The sequence below is a fragment of the Micromonospora sp. A3M-1-15 genome, from assembly GCF_024213425.1.
Taxonomy (GTDB): Bacteria; Actinomycetota; Actinomycetes; order Mycobacteriales; family Micromonosporaceae; genus Micromonospora; species Micromonospora chersina.
On the sequence record NZ_JANAVK010000003.1, the window covers coordinates 33,210 to 49,027 of the forward strand.

At 74.4% G+C, this 15,818-nt stretch carries 16 protein-coding genes; 7 read left to right on the forward strand and 9 right to left on the reverse strand.

From position 1 onward, the window contains the following. The first annotated feature begins 73 nt into the window (after nt 1–73). Nucleotides 74–1,303, forward strand: a complete 1,230-nt coding sequence (locus NLX85_RS15360; protein ID WP_374628093.1) for a chorismate-binding protein — start codon at nt 74–76, stop codon at nt 1,301–1,303. A 155-nt stretch (nt 1,304–1,458) separates the two neighbouring features. Here NLX85_RS15360 and pip read toward each other — a convergent pair whose 3' ends face one another. Continuing rightward, nucleotides 1,459–2,406, reverse strand: a complete 948-nt coding sequence (pip, locus tag NLX85_RS15365) for a prolyl aminopeptidase (RefSeq protein WP_254335631.1) — start codon at nt 2,404–2,406, stop codon at nt 1,459–1,461. Between the two features lie 50 nt (nt 2,407–2,456). Between pip and NLX85_RS15370 the strand changes: the two genes are divergently transcribed. Then, nucleotides 2,457–2,945 (forward strand): MarR family winged helix-turn-helix transcriptional regulator, encoded by a 489-nt coding sequence (locus NLX85_RS15370; protein ID WP_254335634.1) that lies wholly within the window; start codon nt 2,457–2,459, stop codon nt 2,943–2,945. A 141-nt stretch (nt 2,946–3,086) separates the two neighbouring features. On the opposite strand, the gene NLX85_RS15375 is transcribed toward NLX85_RS15370, so the two are convergent. Further along, on the reverse strand, nt 3,087–3,893 hold the full coding sequence (locus NLX85_RS15375) for an ABC transporter permease (protein ID WP_254335635.1): 807 nt from the start codon (nt 3,891–3,893) through the stop codon (nt 3,087–3,089). Continuing rightward, on the reverse strand, nt 3,890–4,849 hold the full coding sequence (locus NLX85_RS15380; RefSeq protein WP_254335637.1) for an ATP-binding cassette domain-containing protein: 960 nt from the start codon (nt 4,847–4,849) through the stop codon (nt 3,890–3,892). Before NLX85_RS15380 ends, NLX85_RS15375 begins: the two co-directional genes overlap by 4 nt. A 72-nt stretch (nt 4,850–4,921) precedes the next feature. On the opposite strand from NLX85_RS15380, the gene NLX85_RS15385 reads away from it, so the two are divergent. Then, on the forward strand, nt 4,922–5,698 hold the full coding sequence (locus NLX85_RS15385) for a TetR/AcrR family transcriptional regulator (RefSeq protein WP_254335639.1): 777 nt from the start codon (nt 4,922–4,924) through the stop codon (nt 5,696–5,698). A gap of 21 nt (nt 5,699–5,719) precedes the next feature. Next, a complete protein-coding gene (gene def / locus NLX85_RS15390; protein WP_254335641.1) occupies nt 5,720–6,229 on the forward strand; it encodes a peptide deformylase in 510 nt (169 codons plus the stop codon). Between the two features lie 56 nt (nt 6,230–6,285). Here def and NLX85_RS15395 read toward each other — a convergent pair whose 3' ends face one another. From NLX85_RS15395 to NLX85_RS15405, 3 genes are all read right to left on the reverse strand, one after another. Beyond that, the gene (locus NLX85_RS15395; protein WP_254335643.1) at nt 6,286–7,860 is read right to left on the reverse strand and encodes a VWA domain-containing protein; all 1,575 of its coding nucleotides are present in this window, start codon (nt 7,858–7,860) and stop codon (nt 6,286–6,288) included. Nucleotides 7,861–8,019: 159 nt separating this feature from the next. Beyond that, nucleotides 8,020–8,793, reverse strand: coding sequence for a GNAT family N-acetyltransferase (locus NLX85_RS15400; RefSeq protein ID WP_254335644.1), 774 nt, complete (start codon nt 8,791–8,793; stop codon nt 8,020–8,022). 32 nt (nt 8,794–8,825) lie between these two features. Further along, nucleotides 8,826–9,599 carry a TSUP family transporter gene (locus NLX85_RS15405; RefSeq protein WP_308210737.1) on the reverse strand — a complete coding sequence of 258 codons (774 nt, stop codon included), beginning with the start codon at nt 9,597–9,599 and terminating at the stop codon, nt 8,826–8,828. A gap of 185 nt (nt 9,600–9,784) precedes the next feature. Between NLX85_RS15405 and NLX85_RS15410 the strand changes: the two genes are divergently transcribed. Next, nucleotides 9,785–10,564 carry an endonuclease/exonuclease/phosphatase family protein gene (locus NLX85_RS15410; RefSeq protein ID WP_091321476.1) on the forward strand — a complete coding sequence of 260 codons (780 nt, stop codon included), beginning with the start codon at nt 9,785–9,787 and terminating at the stop codon, nt 10,562–10,564. Nucleotides 10,565–10,577: 13 nt separating this feature from the next. On the opposite strand, the gene NLX85_RS15415 is transcribed toward NLX85_RS15410, so the two are convergent. Continuing rightward, nucleotides 10,578–11,459, reverse strand: a complete 882-nt coding sequence (locus tag NLX85_RS15415) for a bifunctional 5,10-methylenetetrahydrofolate dehydrogenase/5,10-methenyltetrahydrofolate cyclohydrolase (RefSeq protein ID WP_189196128.1) — start codon at nt 11,457–11,459, stop codon at nt 10,578–10,580. Between the two features lie 94 nt (nt 11,460–11,553). Continuing rightward, entirely contained in the window at nt 11,554–12,579 is a 1,026-nt protein-coding gene (locus NLX85_RS15420) for a hypothetical protein (protein WP_254335645.1), read from the reverse strand. A gap of 145 nt (nt 12,580–12,724) precedes the next feature. Here NLX85_RS15420 and NLX85_RS15425 point away from each other — a divergent pair, with 145 nt between their 5' ends. Beyond that, nucleotides 12,725–13,756, forward strand: a complete 1,032-nt coding sequence (locus tag NLX85_RS15425; RefSeq protein ID WP_254335646.1) for a beta family protein — start codon at nt 12,725–12,727, stop codon at nt 13,754–13,756. Between the two features lie 40 nt (nt 13,757–13,796). Here the strand turns inward: NLX85_RS15425 and NLX85_RS15430 are convergent, their stop codons facing one another. Continuing rightward, nucleotides 13,797–14,801: a tyrosine-type recombinase/integrase gene (locus tag NLX85_RS15430; RefSeq protein ID WP_254335647.1), complete on the reverse strand. Its 1,005-nt coding sequence runs from the start codon at nt 14,799–14,801 to the stop codon at nt 13,797–13,799. A gap of 94 nt (nt 14,802–14,895) precedes the next feature. Between NLX85_RS15430 and NLX85_RS15435 the strand changes: the two genes are divergently transcribed. Further along, entirely contained in the window at nt 14,896–15,762 is an 867-nt protein-coding gene (locus NLX85_RS15435) for a phosphotransferase (RefSeq protein WP_254335648.1), read from the forward strand. Nucleotides 15,763–15,818: the final 56 nt, after the last annotated feature.

Sequence of the window (15,818 nt, forward strand, 5' to 3'; positions counted from 1 at the left end):
GGGGGCACTGTGTCATGGTTCACATGACCAGTGACGCACAGTACCAAGCGCAAGCGCGCGCTATCGAGCAAGGATGCGGCTTGTTCACCCGAAATCGGCTGAACGGATGAGTGTGAACCGACCGGACGGCGTGGAAGCGCTCCCAACGATGGGGGTCGACGCGCCCGGATCGCCACCCGGTTGCCGGGGCCGGCTCGTGGAACGGGCCCGCCTGGAATGGTGGCTCGCCGACGGCGGCGACCCGACCGCGCTCGCCGAGGACTTCCTGGCCACGCACGGCGTCGCCCTGTCCGACCTGGCCCGGCCGGCCGCCCACGACCCGCACGGGACCTGCGGCGCCGCCCTGTTCCTGTCCGCCGCGGCGGGGGCCCGGGCCGCCGGCGGCCCGGCGGGCGCGCCCACCCCGGCGCCGGCGCTGCCGGACCTCGTGGTGGTGGTCTACGGACACGCCGACCGGCCCGCCCCGCCGCCGCCCGCCGCACGGGCCGGCGGCTGGTGGCTCGGGCAGTGGCGCGACAGCTGGACCCCCGCCGCGCACGCCCACGCCGTGACGGCGGTCCGGGCGGCCATCGGGCGCGGGGACGTCTACCAGGTCAACCTGGTCGGCCACGCCGCCGCCGGCTACACCGGGGACCCCCGGCCCGCCCTCGCACGGCTGGCCGCGCTGCCGGGCGCCCGCTACGGCGGCACCCTGTCCGGGCTCGGCTGGGCGATCGGCTGCGCCTCCCCGGAGACGCTGATCGCGCTCGAACACGGCCGCCTGGTCACCCGACCGATCAAGGGAACCCGCCCGGCCACCCCGGCCGGCCGGCGGGAACTGCTCGCCTCCGCCAAGGAACGCGCCGAGCACGTGATGATCGTCGACCTGGAACGCAACGACCTGGCCCGGGTGGCCCGCACCGGGTCCGTGCGGGTGGACGAGCTGTTCGCCGTACGCCGGTGGTGCGACCTGTGGCAGGCCGAGTCGACGGTGTCCGCGGCGCCCGCCGACGGTCTGGGCCTGGCCGACCTGCTGCGCGCGGTCTGCCCCGGCGGCTCGGTGACCGGCGCCCCGAAGCTCGCCGCGCTCGACGAGATCGCCGCCCTGGAGCCGGTGGGCCGCGGCGCCAGCATGGGCGCGCTCGGCTGGGTCGGACCGGGCCGCGTCGACCTGGGGTTGACCATCCGCACCGCCGCCGCGGACGCCGAACGGCTGCACCTGTGGGCCGGCGGCGGCATCACCTGGGGCAGCGACCCGGCCGCCGAGGTCGCCGAGGCCGCCGCGAAGGCCGCCCCGATCCGCGCGCTGCTCGCCGCCACCTGACCCGCCCGCTGCTCGCCGGCCTCGTCCACGCGCTGCCCGTCGCCGCCTGATCCACGCCGGTCTGGCGCGCTGCCTGACCGCCCCGTGCGCGCGCTGCTCGCGTCGGCCGACCCGCGTTGGCCCGGTGCTGCCGGTTCGCGGTGGGTGGCGTGGGCTCAGGCGCGGGCGAAGTCGTCCAGGGCGGCGACCACCCGCTCGCCTACGCCGTGGCCGCTGCCGTGGCCGCCGGACTCGACGATCTCCAGGCGGGCGTCGGGCCACGCCTGGGTGAGCTGCCAGGCGATGTCCGGCGGGCCGCTGACGTCCAGGCGGCCCTGCACCAGCACGCCCGGGATGCCGGCGAGCTTGCCGGCCTCGCGCAGCAGCTGCCCGTCGGGCAGGAATCCCAGGTTGCTGAAGTAGTGGGTGACCAGCCGGGTGAAGCCGGCCCGGAACACCGGGTCGGCGTAGCGGAGGCTGGGCTTGAAGCCGCCGGCCAGGGAGACGTGCACGTCCTCCCAGGCGCACCAGTCCCGGGCGGCCCGGTCGCGCACCTGCGGGTCCGGGTCGTTGACCAGCCGGGCGTACGCGGCGGACAGGTCACCGTCGCGCTCGGCCGCGGGCACGCCGTCGCGGAACCGCGCCCATTCCTGCGGGAAGATCCGGCCCATGTCCCGGGTGACCCAGTCGATCTCCCGGCGGGTGTTGGCGACCACGCTGAACAGCACCAGCGCCGTGACCCGCTCCGGGTGGCGCTGGGCGTACGCGAGGGACAGCGACGAGCCCCAGGACGCGCCGCAGAGCAGCCAACGGTCGACGCCCAGGTGCGCGCGCAGCCGTTCCATGTCGGCCAGCAGGTGGGCGGTCGTGTTGACCGACAGGTCGGTGGCCGGGTCGCTGGCGGGCGGGGTGCTGCGGCCGCAGCCGCGCTGGTCGAACAGGATGATCCGGTAGGCGGCCGGGTCGAACAGCTGCCGCCAGGAGGCGCCGGCGCCGGAGCCGGGGCCGCCGTGCACCACGAGGGCGGGCCGGCCGTCGGGGTTGCCGCAGGTCTCCCAGTGGATCCGCTGGCCGTCGCCGACGTCGAGCTGGCCCTGCGCGTACGGCTCGATCGGTGGATACATCGGGTGCCCTCCCACGGCCCGGATACAACAGCGCTGTTACATTAGCGGACGTGACCGCCACCCCCGACCGCGAGGCCCTCGGCACCCTTCTGCGCCACGTCCTGGAGGTGCTCGACGGCGACGTGGCCGCCGTCTACGCCGACCTCGACCTGGCGGACTACCGGCCCCGCTACTCACCGCTGGTGCGGGTCCTCGTCGCCGACGGGCCCCTCGCGATCCGAGACCTGGCCGCCCGCGTCGGCGTCACCCACTCCGCGGCCAGCCAGACCGTCGCCCAGATGGCCCGTGCCGGACTCGTCGACCTCGCCCCCGGCGCGGACGCCCGGCAGCGCATCGTCACCCTCACCGATGGGGCGCGCGCCCTCCTGCCGGTGATCGAGGCCGAGTGGGCGGCCACCACGACGGCCATGCGCCGGCTCGACGCCGAGCTGCCCGTACCCCTGGCCGACGAGCTGTACGCGGTGCTCGCCGCGCTGCGCCGCCGCCCGCTGCGCGACCGGATCGCCGACACCGGCCTGGCGCCCACCCGGCCGGCCTGACCGCTTCTGCCGCCGATCCATCGCCCGGCCCGGCCTGGCCGGCTCCGGCTCGGGTCGCCTCCCGCCGCCGCTGAGCCGCGCGCGCCGCCGGCGCCCGAGCCGCGCCCGGCCCGTGGGGATTCGGCCGGGCGCGGCCGGGTTTCAGCGCCCGAGGCGCTGCCAGCGGCGCACGGACAGCGGCAGGAACACGGCGACCAGCAGCAGTGGCCAGGCCACCGCCAGGGCCACGGCGTGCTCGGCGGGCCAGGACTCGGCGCCCCAGCCGGGGTTGCCGAACAGCTCCCGGCCGGCGGCGACGGTGGCCGACAGCGGATTCCAGGCGGCGACGGCGGCGAGCCAGTCCGGCATGGTGGCCGGGGCGACGAACGCGTTGGAGGCGAAGCCCAGCGGCCACACGAGGATCTGCAGCGCGGCCACGGTCTCGGGGCGGCGCAGCAGCAGCGCCAGGTAGACCCCGAGCCAGATCATCGCGAAGCGCAGGAGCAGCAGCAGCGCCACGGCGGCCAGGGCGCGCAGCGGGCCGCGGTGCGGCTGCCAGCCGACCAGGACGCCGCAGCCGAGCACCACCGCGAGGGCCGCCGCGGAGTGCAGCAGGTCGGCCAGGGCCCGGCCGGTGACCACCGCGGCGCGGCTCATCGGCAACGACCGGAACCGGTCGGTCACCCCGCGCGCGGTGTCCAGGGCCACCGCCGTGTAGGTGGTCTCCACACCGAAGAGCATGGTCATGGCCACCATGCCGGGCAGCAGGAACTCCCGGTAGCCGGCGCCGTCGGGGACGGCCATGGCGCCGCCGAAGAGGTAGCCGAACATCAGCAGCAGCAGGACGGGGAAGAGCAGCCCCACCAGCACCTCGCCGGGGCGGCGCGCCCAGTGGGCGAGGGTGCGGCCGGTCAGGGTGGCGGTGTCGGCGACAACCCAGCGGGCCCGGGACAGCGGCAGGACGGTCACGCCGGCACCTCCGTGCGGGAGTCGGTGAGGTGCAGGAACACCTCGTCGAGGGTGGGGCGGCGGACCGCCACGTCGCCGGCGCGCAGGCCGGCGGCGTCAACGGCGCGCAGCACCGCGGCCAGGGCGGCGACCCGGTCGGTGACCGGGACGCTGAGCCGCAGCGCGGTGCGGTCGACGGTGGGCGCGACACCGGTGGCGGCGGTGATCGCGGCCGCGGCCGGGGCCAGGTCGTCGGGGTGGTGCAGCACCACGTCGACGCGGTCGCCGCCGAGGGTGGACTTCAGTTCCTCCGGGGTGCCGGCCGCGCTGACCCGGCCGTGGTCGAGCACCCGCACGGTGTCGGCCAGCCGGTCGGCCTCCTCCAGGTACTGGGTGGTCAGCAGCACGGTGGCGCCGGCGTCGACCAGGCCGCGGACGGCGTCCCAGACGTCGCTGCGGGCGCGCGGATCCAGGCCGGTGGTGGGTTCGTCGAGGAACAGCACCGGCGGGTCGACGATCAGCGCGGCGGCCAGGTCCAGCCGCCGGCGCATCCCGCCGGACCAGGTGGCCACCGGCCGGTCGGCGGCCGCGCTCAGGTCGAAGCGGTCGAGCAGCTCGTCGGCGCGGGCCGCCGCCCGGGCCGGGGAGAGGTGGTGCAGCCGGCCGAAGAGCACCAGATTCTGCCGGCCGCCGAGGATCTCGTCGACCGCCGCGTGCTGGCCGACCAGGCCCAGGTGCGCGCGGGCCCGGTCGGCCTGCCGGCGTACGTCGAACCCGGCGACCCGGGCCACCCCGGCGTCGGCGCGCAGCAGGGTGGTCAGGATGCGCACCAGGGTGCTCTTGCCGGCCCCGTTCACCCCGAGCACGGCGCACACCGTGCCGGGCGGCACGACCAGGTCGACCCCGTCGAGGGCGACCAGGTCGCCGTAGCGCTTGCGCAGGCCGTGCGCCTCGATCGCCGGTCCGTCCCGTCCCATGGCCCCTCCGATCATCGTTCCGGTACGGCGTACCGTACACCATACGACAAGGGGGGTCGGTACAGTCGGCGGGTGACCACCGAGTACAGCGGCACCGGGGACCCGGCGCGCAGCCTCGCCCTGCTCTGGCGTACCCGGGAGAAGGTCAGCCGCAAGGGCGGCGACCTGTCCGTGGAGCGGATCGTGCGGGCGGCCATCGAGGTCGCCGACGCCGAAGGGTTGGCCGCGCTGTCCATGCGCCGGGTCGCCGAGCGGCTCGGGGTGGGCACCATGACCCTCTACACCCACGTGCCCGGCAAGGGCGAACTGCTCGACGTCATGCTCGACACCGTCTACGGCGAGACCGCCCGCCCCGACGAGGTGCCGGGCGGCTGGCGGGCCCGGCTGGCGCAGATCGCCCGGGAGAACTTCGCCCTCTACCTGCGCCACCCGTGGCTGTTGCAGGTCGCCACCACCCGGCCGCCGCTGGGCCCGAACGTGATCGCCAAGTACGAGTACGAGCTGCGCGCCGTCGACGGGATCGGCCTGACCGACCTGGAGATGGACGCCGTGGTCACCCTCGTCACCGGCTACGTGCACGGCGCGGCCCGCCCCGCCGTCGAGACGGCCCAGGCCAGCCGGGACACCGGGATGACCGAGCAGCAGTGGTGGCACGCGCACGCCCCGTACCTGGAGAAGGTCCTCGACCCGGGCCGGTTCCCGCTCGCCGCCCGGGTGGGCACCACCGCCGGCCAGGAGTACCAGGCCGCCGGGGACCCGGCCCGCGCCTTCGAGTTCGGGCTGGCCCGCCTCCTCGACGGCATCGAGGTCCTGGTCCGCGACCGGCGGGTGCGGCACCGACCGGCGTAACGGGCGGTTAGCCTTCCGGGCATGACTATGCGCCCGATCCGGATCATCGGCGACCCCGTGCTGCGCACCCCGTGCGAGCCGGTGACCAGTTTCGACGCCGAGCTGCGCGCGCTCGTGCAGGACCTCATGGACACGCTGCTCGGCGCGCCCGGCCGCGCCGGGGTGGCGGCCCCGCAGATCGGGGTGAACGCGCAGGTGTTCGTCTACGACGCCGACGGGCACCGCGGCCACCTCATCAACCCGACGCTGGAGCTGTCCGAGGAGCGCCAGGACGACGACGAGGGCTGCCTGTCCATCCCCGGGCTCTACTTCCCGACGCCGCGGGCCATGCACGCCACGGCGCACGGCGTCGACCAGCACGGCCAGCCGCTGACCATCACCGGCAGCGGGTTCCTGGCCCGCGCGTTGCAGCACGAGACCGACCACCTGCACGGCCGCCTGTACGTGGACACGCTGCGCGGTGACACCCGCCGCCGGGCGCTGCGGGAGATCCGCGCCGGCCGGTTCGACTCGCCCAGCCGGGGCCGCTGACTCCCGCGGTGCGGGGGTGGCGCGACGGCCACCCCCGCACGGTCGGTCGCGACGGGTCACTTCGGCGGCGGAGCCACCAGGCAGGTCGCGGTCGAGGTGTTACCGGAGTCGTCCACGCCGGTGATGATCGCGTCGCCGCGCAGCGTCACCTTGTAGTCGATGTCGCCGGTGCCGTCCTTCACGCGGGACTGCGCGCCCGGCGCCTGCACCAGCTTGATCTTCGTGCCGGCCGGGAACGGGCCGAACCGCACCGACGGGTCGGCGGCGTCGGAGATGTACACCTGGACCGCCGTGTCGACGATGTCGGTCGAGGTCAGCTGGTAGAAGCCGTCCGGGTTGTACGAGCCGGGGGTGTTGTCGCCGCTGGGGTTGTTGGTCGGCACGCACAGCGTGTCCGGCGCGGTGGTGTCGACCACCCGCATCACCGCGGTGTCGCTGCCGGTGTTGCCGGCGGCGTCGGTGGCGGTGCAGGTGACCGTGGTGGCGCCCAGCGGGAAGGTGCTGCCCGGCGGCGGCGCGCAGGTCGGGGTGAGCGGACCGTCGACGTTGTCGGTGGCGCTCGCCGGGTAGTTGATCACCGCGCCGGCGGGGCTGGTGGCCTCCACGGTCCGGTCGTCCACGACCACCGTCGGCGGGGTCACGTCGTTGACCGTCACCGAAATGTGCTCGACGAACGCCGGCCCACCGGAGAGGCCGTTGAGCAGGAAGTCCACCGTGCAGTGCAGGGTGGCGCCCTGCGGGGCGTCGCCGGCGACCGTGATGGTCTCGGCGAACGGCACGTCGGTGCCGCTCTGCTGGGTCTTCGACGGCGCGTCGAAGCTCACCGACAGGCCCGGGTCGCAGACCACCTGCGGGGTGACGGTCACGTCGAGGTCCCGCAGCCCGGACAGGATCGCCGCGGTGACGGTGTCCGGGGCGCTGCCCACCACCTGCCCACCGGTGGCGGCGGCCACGGTGGTGGCCTGGCCGAGCGCGTCGAGGCCGCCGCCCCCGCCGGTGACGTCGACCGCGAGCACGCGGGCGTCGTCGGCCTGCAGCGCGGCGGTGGCCTGCGCCAGGGTGTGCCCGGCGCTCGGGTCGTGGCTGGGCGCGTCACCGACCAGCACCACGATCCGGCTGCTGCCCGAGCGGTAGGCGATGCCCCCGTCGGAGACCTGGAACAGCCCGTTCACCCACGCCTCCGGGACGTCGCCGCCGCCCCCCGCGGCCAGCCCGTCGACCGCGTTCTGCAGCGCGGTGGCGTCGCCGGTCAGGTTCTGCCGGACCCGGAACAGCTCCGCGCCGTCACCCTCGTCGCGGTAGGAGGCCACCGCGAACTGTGCGCTGGGCTGCGCCCCGCGCACGTTGTTGATCACCTGTTGCAGGTTGGTGCGGACGTTCGCGATCGCCGCGCCCATGCTGCCGGTCGTGTCGACCAGCAGCACCACGTCCGGGTTCGGCGGGATCGGCGGCGTCGAGACGACCTTGCTGATCGGAATGGTGGCGCCGGGGTCCGCGGACCGGTCCACGGTGGCCGGGTCGACGCCGGGCGCCGCCCAGGCGGGCGTGGCCACCGCGGTCAGCACCGCGGTCACGGCGGCGGCCACGGTCACCGCCGTTCTTCGCCCGGAGGGCACTGCTGTGAAACCCATCGTGTCTCCTTCAGCTCCGCCGCGCCCGCCCCGGGCACGGCCTCGAAGGCAGACGCTAGGGGCTGGGCCGCCCGGCGCCGGTCAGACACAAGCCCAGGTCAGGGTCGGGTTGTTGACCCGGCGTGGCGGCTGGACACGACAGACTGACCGGTCAGCCGGTCACGGAAGGCGATGCAGCGCGCACTCGGTGAAGTCGGCCACCCGGGTGAACCCCAGCCGCTCGTACAGGCGCACCGCGGGGACGTTGTCGGCCTTCACGTTGAGCGTCACGTGGTCCACGACGCCCCGCATCCCGGCGCACAGCGCCGCCACGGCCGCCCCGGCCAGACCCCGCCCCCGCACGTCCGGGTGGGTGGTCACGTTGCCCAGGGCGGCCACCCGCCACGTCGGCGACCACACGTGCACCCCGGCCACCGCGACCAGCCGGCCGGCCTCCCGCACCCCCACGTACCGGCCGGTGTCCAGCATCCGCGGGTCGAACCAGTTCCCCGGGTACGCGGCCGCGTACAACTCCAGCAGCTCCGGCAGGTCGGCGCGGCCCAGCGGCTCCCCGGCCGGGGACACCGCCGCCAGCCGCGCCGGATCGGTCAACGCCATCCGGTGATGCACGGCGGCGTCGGACACCGCGTACCAGCGGGCCACCGTGGCCTCCAGGCCGGGGGAGAGGTGCGCCCACAGCCGGGCCGGCAACACCGGCGCCGCCTCCGTCAGCAGCGCCGCCAGGTCCCCGGCGCGCTCCGGCGGCGCGAACGCCAACAGCGTGGGCAGCTCGACACCGTGGTAGAGCAGCACCACCTCCTCGCCCCGACGGAACCAGGAGGTGTACGGCCAGAAGAAGTCGTCCAGGTCACCCAGCTGGTACGCGTGCAGCACCGGATCCCGGCCCAGCAACTCGGCGAGGACGGCGCGGTCGTGTTCGGCGCGGACAGCCACCCGCCGATGATCACACGCCGGCGGTCAACGCCTCACGCCGCCATCCACTGGTCGTAACCCAGCTTGCCCACCAACGCCAGCACCACCACCAGCAGCACCACCCGCACGAAACCCGCACCGCGCCGCAACGCCATCCGCGCGCCCACCGCCGCCCCCGCCACGTTGCACACCGCCATGGCCGCGCCCAACAGCCACCACACGTGCCCGGTCGCCGCGAACACCACAAGCGCCCCCAGGTTCGTGCCCGCGTTGACCACCTTCGCCATCGCCGAGGCGTGCACGAAATCCGACCCCAGCAGCGCAGTGAACGCCAACACCAGGAACGTGCCTGTACCCGGGCCGATCAACCCGTCGTACAGGGCGATGCCCAGCCCCGCCACCGCCACGGCCACCACCACCCGCGTCGGCGTACGCCGCTCCGGATGCGACACCACACCCAACCGCGGCCGGGCCAGCACGAACACCGCCACCGACACCAGCACCACCAGCACCACCGGCCGGTACGCACCCCCCGGCACCGCCCCCGCAAGCGCCGCGCCCAACCCGGCCGTCAACACCGCCAGCCCCGCCGCCGGACCCGCCACCGCCCAGTCCAACTTCGTACGCCGCGCGTACGTCACCGCCGCCGTCGACGTACCGAAGATCGCCGCCAGCTTGTTCGTGCCCAACGCCGTCGCCACCGGCACCCCCGGCGCACCCAGCAGCAACGCCGGCAACAGCAACAGGCCCCCGCCGCCCACCACGGCGTCCACCCAGCCCGCCAGGGCGGCCGCGCTCAACAGGGTCGTCAGCGACAGAGGATCCACGGGCCGCATTCTGCCCAGCCCCACCACCCCGGCGAGACCGCCTGTGGCCAGCGTCACCGCAGCTCAGCGCCCCCGGCGCCGCCGCAACCACAACCCCACCGACGCCACCGCCACGAACACCAGCATCGAACACAGCAACGCCCTCAGCACCCGGCAAGCCTGCCACGCGGACGTAGGGTGTGCAGGTGCGCCTGGCCACCTTCAACCTGCTGCACGGGCGGTCCCTCACCGACGGGCTCGTCGACCCCGACCGGCTCGCCGCCGCCGTCACCGCCCTCGACGCCGACGTCCTCGCCCTGCAGGAGGTCGACCGCGACCAGTCCCGCAGCGGCAACCTCGACCTCACCGCCATCGCCGCCCGCGCCCTCGACGCCCCCGAACACCGCTTCGCCGCCGCCGTCGTGGGCACCCCCGGCGAACAGTTCCGCCCCCTCACCCACGACGACGACGGCCACGGCGAACCCCTCTACGGCATCGGCCTGGTCAGCCGTCACCCCGTCCGCTCCTGGCAGGTCACCCGGCTGCGGCCCGCCCCCGTCCGGTCACCCATCTACGTCCCCGGCCCCGGCGGCGGGCTCGTCCTGCTCCGCGACGAACCCCGCGTCGTGCTCGCCGCCGTCCTGGACACCCCGCACGGGCCGCTCACCGTCGCCGCCACCCACCTTTCCTTCGTGCCCGGCTGGAACATCCTGCAACTGCGCCGCGTCGTCCGCGCCCTGCGCACGCTGCCCGCGCCCCGGATCCTCCTCGGCGACCTCAACCTGCCCGCCGGACCCGCCGCGCTGCTGTCCCGCTGGCGACCGCTCGGCCGCCGCCCCACCTACCCGGCCGGGCAACCCCGCGTGCAACTCGACCACATCCTCGCCGACCGGCGCGGCCTGGACCGGCTGCCCCCGGTCACCGCCGTCGACACCCCGCTGTCCACCATCTCCGACCACCGGCCGCTCCTGGTCGACCTCGGCTGACCGCCGGAGCGCCTCAGCCCAGCCCGGACGCCCGCTGCGCCGCGCGCACCGCGTTGCGGAACAGCATCGCCACCGTCGTCGGACCCACCCCGCCGACCCGCGGCGTGATCGCCCCCGCCACCTCGGCACACGACTCGTCCACGTCCGGCAGCAACCGCCGCCCCTCGTACCGCACCCCGCCGCCGACCACCACACCACCCGGACGCACATGCTCCGGCTGGATGATCCCCGGCACCCCGGCCGCCGCCACCAGGATCTCCGCCCGCCGCGTGTACCGCGGCCAGTCCGGCACCCCCGTGTGCACCACCGTCACCGCCGCGTTCGCCGTCGGCCGCTTCTGCGCCAGCAGCATCGCCAACGGCCGGCCCAACGTGGCGCCCCGACCCAGGATCACCACTTCCCGGCCCGCCACCGGCACCCCGTGGAACGCCAGCAACGCCTCGATCCCCGCCGGCGTACACGGCAGCGGACCCGGCAACCCCAACGCCAACCGGCCCATGTTCACCGGGTGCATCCCGTCCACGTCCTTGTCCGGGTCCAGCTCCGCGAGCGCCCGGTCGTAGTCCAGGTGCCCCGGAATCGGATACTGCACCAGCACCCCGTGCACAGCCTTGTCCGCGTTGAAATCCGCCAGCACCGCGTGCAGATCCGCCTGCGACGCCGACGCCGACAGATGCACGTGCGGCGACACGAAACCCAGCTCCGCCGCCTGCCGCTGCTTGATCCGGATGTAACCCGCGCTCGCGTCGTCGTCGCCCACCAGCACCGTCGCCAACGCCGGCGTGACCCCCGCCGCCCGCAACGCCACCACCGACTCGGCGACCTCCGCCAACACCTGCTCCGCCACCGGCGCACCCGGCAGCAACCGCGCCGTCGTCGTACCCGAAGAAGACATGCCGCACCCCGCCCGCGGAGGCCCAGGCGGTCGACCCCCGCGACGAGCTCCCCGATGGTTGCCCATCCTCCGTGCCGCCAGTCGCGTTCACCCCTCAGCCTGCCACAGCGCGCTCCGCGACCGCATCCGCCACCGCCTGCCACCGCGGCAACGACCCCAGCAGCTCCGCGGCCCGCCGCCGCCGGTCCGCCACCGCCGCCACCTGAAGATCCGCCACCGCCGCCTCGAACGCCGGCCGCAACACCCGCTCCCGTGCCGGCGCGTCCACCGCCAGCACCGCGTGACACCGCGCGTACGTCACCACGACCCAGAACATCGCCTCCCGGTGCGCGCCCGCCGCCACCAGCTCCGCGCTCCCGTCCAGCACCACCGGCCGCCCCGCCGCCGACAGGTCCGCCACGAACGGAAACGGGGTACGCGCCATCCGCGCCGCCTCGTCGAACGTCACCGCCAACCCCGCCAGGTGCTCCCGCACCCGATCCGGCCCCACCCCGCCACCGTCCAGCGACGCCAGCAGCTCCGGATACCGGTCACCGAACCCGTACGCGGTCAGCACCTCCCGCGCCCGCACGTACCGCCGCCGCACCGTCGGATCCCGCAACCCCGCCACCGCCGGCCACACCGCCAGCACCGACGTCGGGAACACCCACCCCAGCACCTGCTCCGCCAGCGACGCCCGCTCGTCCAGCCGCGCCAACCCGTCCTCGATCCGCCGCCGCACCCCGGCACACCGCCGCCGCACCCACACCGGATCCGCGAACCCCGCCGCCACCCGCCCGCCGATACCCGACAGCCGACCCGACGGATCCGCGATCACCGCGCCCGTCCGGAACATCGGCGCGAACACCCACGACCCCAACACGTCCTCCGGCGACCCCAGCTCCGCCCAGGTCAGCGCCGAGACCTCCAACAGCACCCCACGGTGGACGAACTTGCCCACCTTCGCCGCCGGACCGTCCCGCACCAGCAGCACGTCCACGTCCGACCACGGCGGCAGCACCGCCTCGTCCGGCAGACCCACCGTCGACCCGCTGAAGAACGCACCCCCGATCGACGGGTCCCGGCGCATCTCCGCGCGCACCCACTCGACCGCCACCGCCCGCGCCACACCCACCCGCATCGCCCCATCCTGCTACCGGCGTCGGCGGTTGCCGATTCTCGCCGTATCAGCGCCGCACACAGGCTGTCGTCAAGAGAGCACGAAGAGTGCAGCATCGATAGCGGCTACTGCTTTATCGACGGGCTGGCGGGGGCGGTGCGCTGTGATGGTCTATTTCCCGATCCTCAAGGGCCGCGACGGCGAAATGAAGGCCATCAGCCAGCTGGAAGCGGCACTGGTTCCACTCATCGTGCCCGTGTTCGAGGTTCCGTCAAGCAGTGGGCGCGGACCGACCCAGGACGCTTACGCCTTCATCCAGAAGGCCCAGGAGGCGATTCCGCCAAACATGACCATCGCCGTCGACGCCCGCCACCTTCCCGAACCACGAGACGGCATTCGGCGCCCCATCCGCGACATCGCGAGCGACCTCCACGACTGGGGCATCCCCACACTGCCGGTCGCGCACCTGGACGACACCGCCGAACAGCTCGCCGACGTCGGAGCAGCAGCAGCGCTTCATGGCGGGCATGCCGTTGTCCTTCTCGGCGATGACCGCTCCGACCCGGACGAGGAGGAGGCCGAAGCGAAGTTGAGCCGAGTGCTGGCAGAGACCGGAGTTCGCGTCGAGGACTCTGTACTCATCCTGGACTTCTTCGAACTTCGGTCCGAACGAGACGTGACCCGCGTCGAGCCCATCGTCCGCAAGTGCATCTCCTGGGCTCGGCAATACCGCTGGAAGTCGATCACCGTCGTCGCTGGTGCCATGCCAGAGACCCTCTCCCACCTACCGACTCATGTCGCGACACCTGTCCGACGATGGGATCTGGAGTTGTGGAGACGGGTCCGGGACCTCGGCGTCGCTTACGGCGATTACGGCATCGCCCATCCGAGGATGGTGCACGGAGGGTGGGCTCCGAAGCCCAGCCTCCGCTACACCGACAGCGAAGTGTGGTGGGCCTACCGCTGGGCCAGGGAAGGCGGCGGCAACGCTTCCATGTACGACCTGTGCAAGGCTCTGACCGCAGCGGACCACTGGCCGCCGGATGGACGCCAGCACTCCTGGGGCGACAGCCAGATCGCGCTCCGGGCGGCCGGCATCGGTGGACCCGGTAATGCCACCAGTTGGCGGGCCTGGGGCACCTCCCATCACCTCGCCCACGTGTCGGCACAGCTGTTCGACGAATTCGGCCGAGACTGACTTCCGTCACTCGCGCGAAGCCCGCACGTCGGCGCATGCCTTAACTGACCCGCTCGCCCAATAGATGGTTCAGGGCCCGGTTCGTGCGGTTCGACGCCACCGCCGCGCGCTGCTGGCCGGCCGTCACCTCGATGTACGTCTGCGACGACGCCAACGACGCGTGCCCCAGCAACCGCATGATCTCCGCCGCGCTCGCCCCGTCCTCGGCCAACCGCGTCGCGAACGTGTGCCGCAACGCGTGCAGCCGCGCCCCCCGCGGCACCCGGTCGTTGATCCCCGCCCGCCGGTAACAGGACTCCACCAGGTACTGCAGGCCGCCCCGCCGCAGCGGCTCACCCCGCCGGTCGAGCAGCAGCGCCGAGTCCGGACGGACACTGCGCGCCCCGAACCGCCGCCGCCGGCTGTCCAGGTAGTCCGCCAGCACCCGGTCCACGCCCGCCTCGATCGGCACCGTCCGCGGCCGCCCACCCTTGCCCGCCACGTCGACCCGGCGCTCGCCGGCCCGGCCGGCCACCGACGCCACCCGCAGCGCCAGCAGCTCCGACAGGCGCAGCCCCGCGCACAGCGCCAACGCCAGCACGGCCAGGTCCCGCTCCGGCCACGGGTCGCGCTGCCGGCCGTCCTCCCGGGCCACCGCGGCCAGCAGTTCCTCCGGGGTGTCCTCGCCGCGCAACGGCTTGGGCTGGGGGAGCGGGGTGCGGGGCCGCCCCACCGCCGGCATCGGATTCCCCGGTACGACGCCCTCGGCGACGAGGAACGTGAAGAAGCTGTTCCACGTCGACCAGGCACGGTGGACCGAGGCGGCGGCGCGGGGCGCGGCGAACCGGGCGAACGCCGCGCGCATGACCCGGGGGGACAGGGCGGAGACGGGAAGCCGGTCGAGGGGGAGGGGAGTGGTGCCGTCGTCGCCCGCCACCAGGCCAGCCACCGTGGTCAGGTCCCGTCGGTAGGCGGCCAGGGTGTGGGGGGAGGGCTTGCGGGTGGCCCGGGCGGTCAGGAACTCCTCGATCAACCGTCCTACCGGTTCGTCCGGTTTGTCATGCATAAGGCATATTATGCATGATTTTCGCGTTCCCGCCAGCGGTCAACGTGGGGGAGCGACCCGGGAAACCACTTGTCGCGGCACCCAGACTGGGTTCGTGGTGGACATCGACGAGGAACTCGTACGCCGGCTCGTCGCCGAACAGTTCCCGCGGTGGGCGTACCTGCCGGTCGCCGCCGTGGCCCGACAGGGGTGGGACAACCGGACCTTCCGCCTCGGTGAGCACCTCGTGGTGCGGCTGCCCAGCGCCGAGGGCTACGTGCCCGGCGTCGCCAAGGAGGACCGCTGCCTGCCCGCGCTGGCCCGCCACCTGCCGCTGCCCGTACCCGAACCGGTGGCCACCGGAGCGCCCGGCGCCGGCTACCCGTACCCCTGGTCGGTGCGACGCTGGCTGCCGGGCGACACCCTCGCGGCCGCCACGGAGGTCGACCGGCCGGCCGTGGCGCGCGACCTCGGCGCGTTCCTGACCGCGCTGCGGCGGGCGCCCACCGCCGCAGGTCCGGTGGCCGGGCGGCATTCCTGCTTCCGGGGCTGCCACCCGAGCGCCTACGGCGACGAGGTCGAGCAGGCCCTCGACGTGCTGGGCGGACGGGTGGACACGGCCGCCTGCCGGGACGTGTGGGCGGAGGCGCTCACCTCGGCCTGGCCGGCGGCGCCGGTCTGGTTCCACGGCGACGTGGCCGCCGGCAACCTGCTCGTGGCGCAGGGGCGGCTGTCGGCGGTCATCGACTTCGGCACCTGCGGCGTCGGAGATCCCGCCTGCGACCTGGTGGCGGCATGGACGTGGTTCGCCGGTCCGGAGCGTCGGCTGTTCCGGGAGTCGGCCGGCCTGCCCGACGATGCCTGGCGGCGCGCCCGCGGCTGGGCGCTGTGGAAGGCCCTCATCAAGCTGGCGGCCGACGACCGGGACGGGGAGCAGTGGCGGAGCCTGGCGGCGGTCCTCACCGACCCCGTCGTGGACTGAGGCCGGGGAGGGCCGGAACCTGCTTACTTGACATAATGTGCATTATCGACGTTACG

Bases quoted from the DNA above. Each gene is read 5' to 3' on its own strand.
- NLX85_RS15360 (WP_374628093.1), top strand. From the start codon at position 74: ATGCGGCTTGTTCACCCGAAATCGGCTGAACGGATGAGTGTGAACCGA.
- pip (WP_254335631.1), bottom strand. From the start codon at position 2,406: ATGTATCCACCGATCGAGCCGTACGCGCAGGGCCAGCTCGACGTCGGC.
- NLX85_RS15380 (WP_254335637.1), bottom strand. From the start codon at position 4,849: ATGGGACGGGACGGACCGGCGATCGAGGCGCACGGCCTGCGCAAGCGC.
- def (WP_254335641.1), top strand. From the start codon at position 5,720: ATGACTATGCGCCCGATCCGGATCATCGGCGACCCCGTGCTGCGCACC.
- NLX85_RS15395 (WP_254335643.1), bottom strand. From the start codon at position 7,860: ATGGGTTTCACAGCAGTGCCCTCCGGGCGAAGAACGGCGGTGACCGTG.
- NLX85_RS15415 (WP_189196128.1), bottom strand. From the start codon at position 11,459: ATGTCTTCTTCGGGTACGACGACGGCGCGGTTGCTGCCGGGTGCGCCG.
- NLX85_RS15420 (WP_254335645.1), bottom strand. From the start codon at position 12,579: ATGCGGGTGGGTGTGGCGCGGGCGGTGGCGGTCGAGTGGGTGCGCGCG.
- NLX85_RS15425 (WP_254335646.1), top strand. From the start codon at position 12,725: ATGGTCTATTTCCCGATCCTCAAGGGCCGCGACGGCGAAATGAAGGCC.
- NLX85_RS15430 (WP_254335647.1), bottom strand. From the start codon at position 14,801: ATGCATGACAAACCGGACGAACCGGTAGGACGGTTGATCGAGGAGTTC.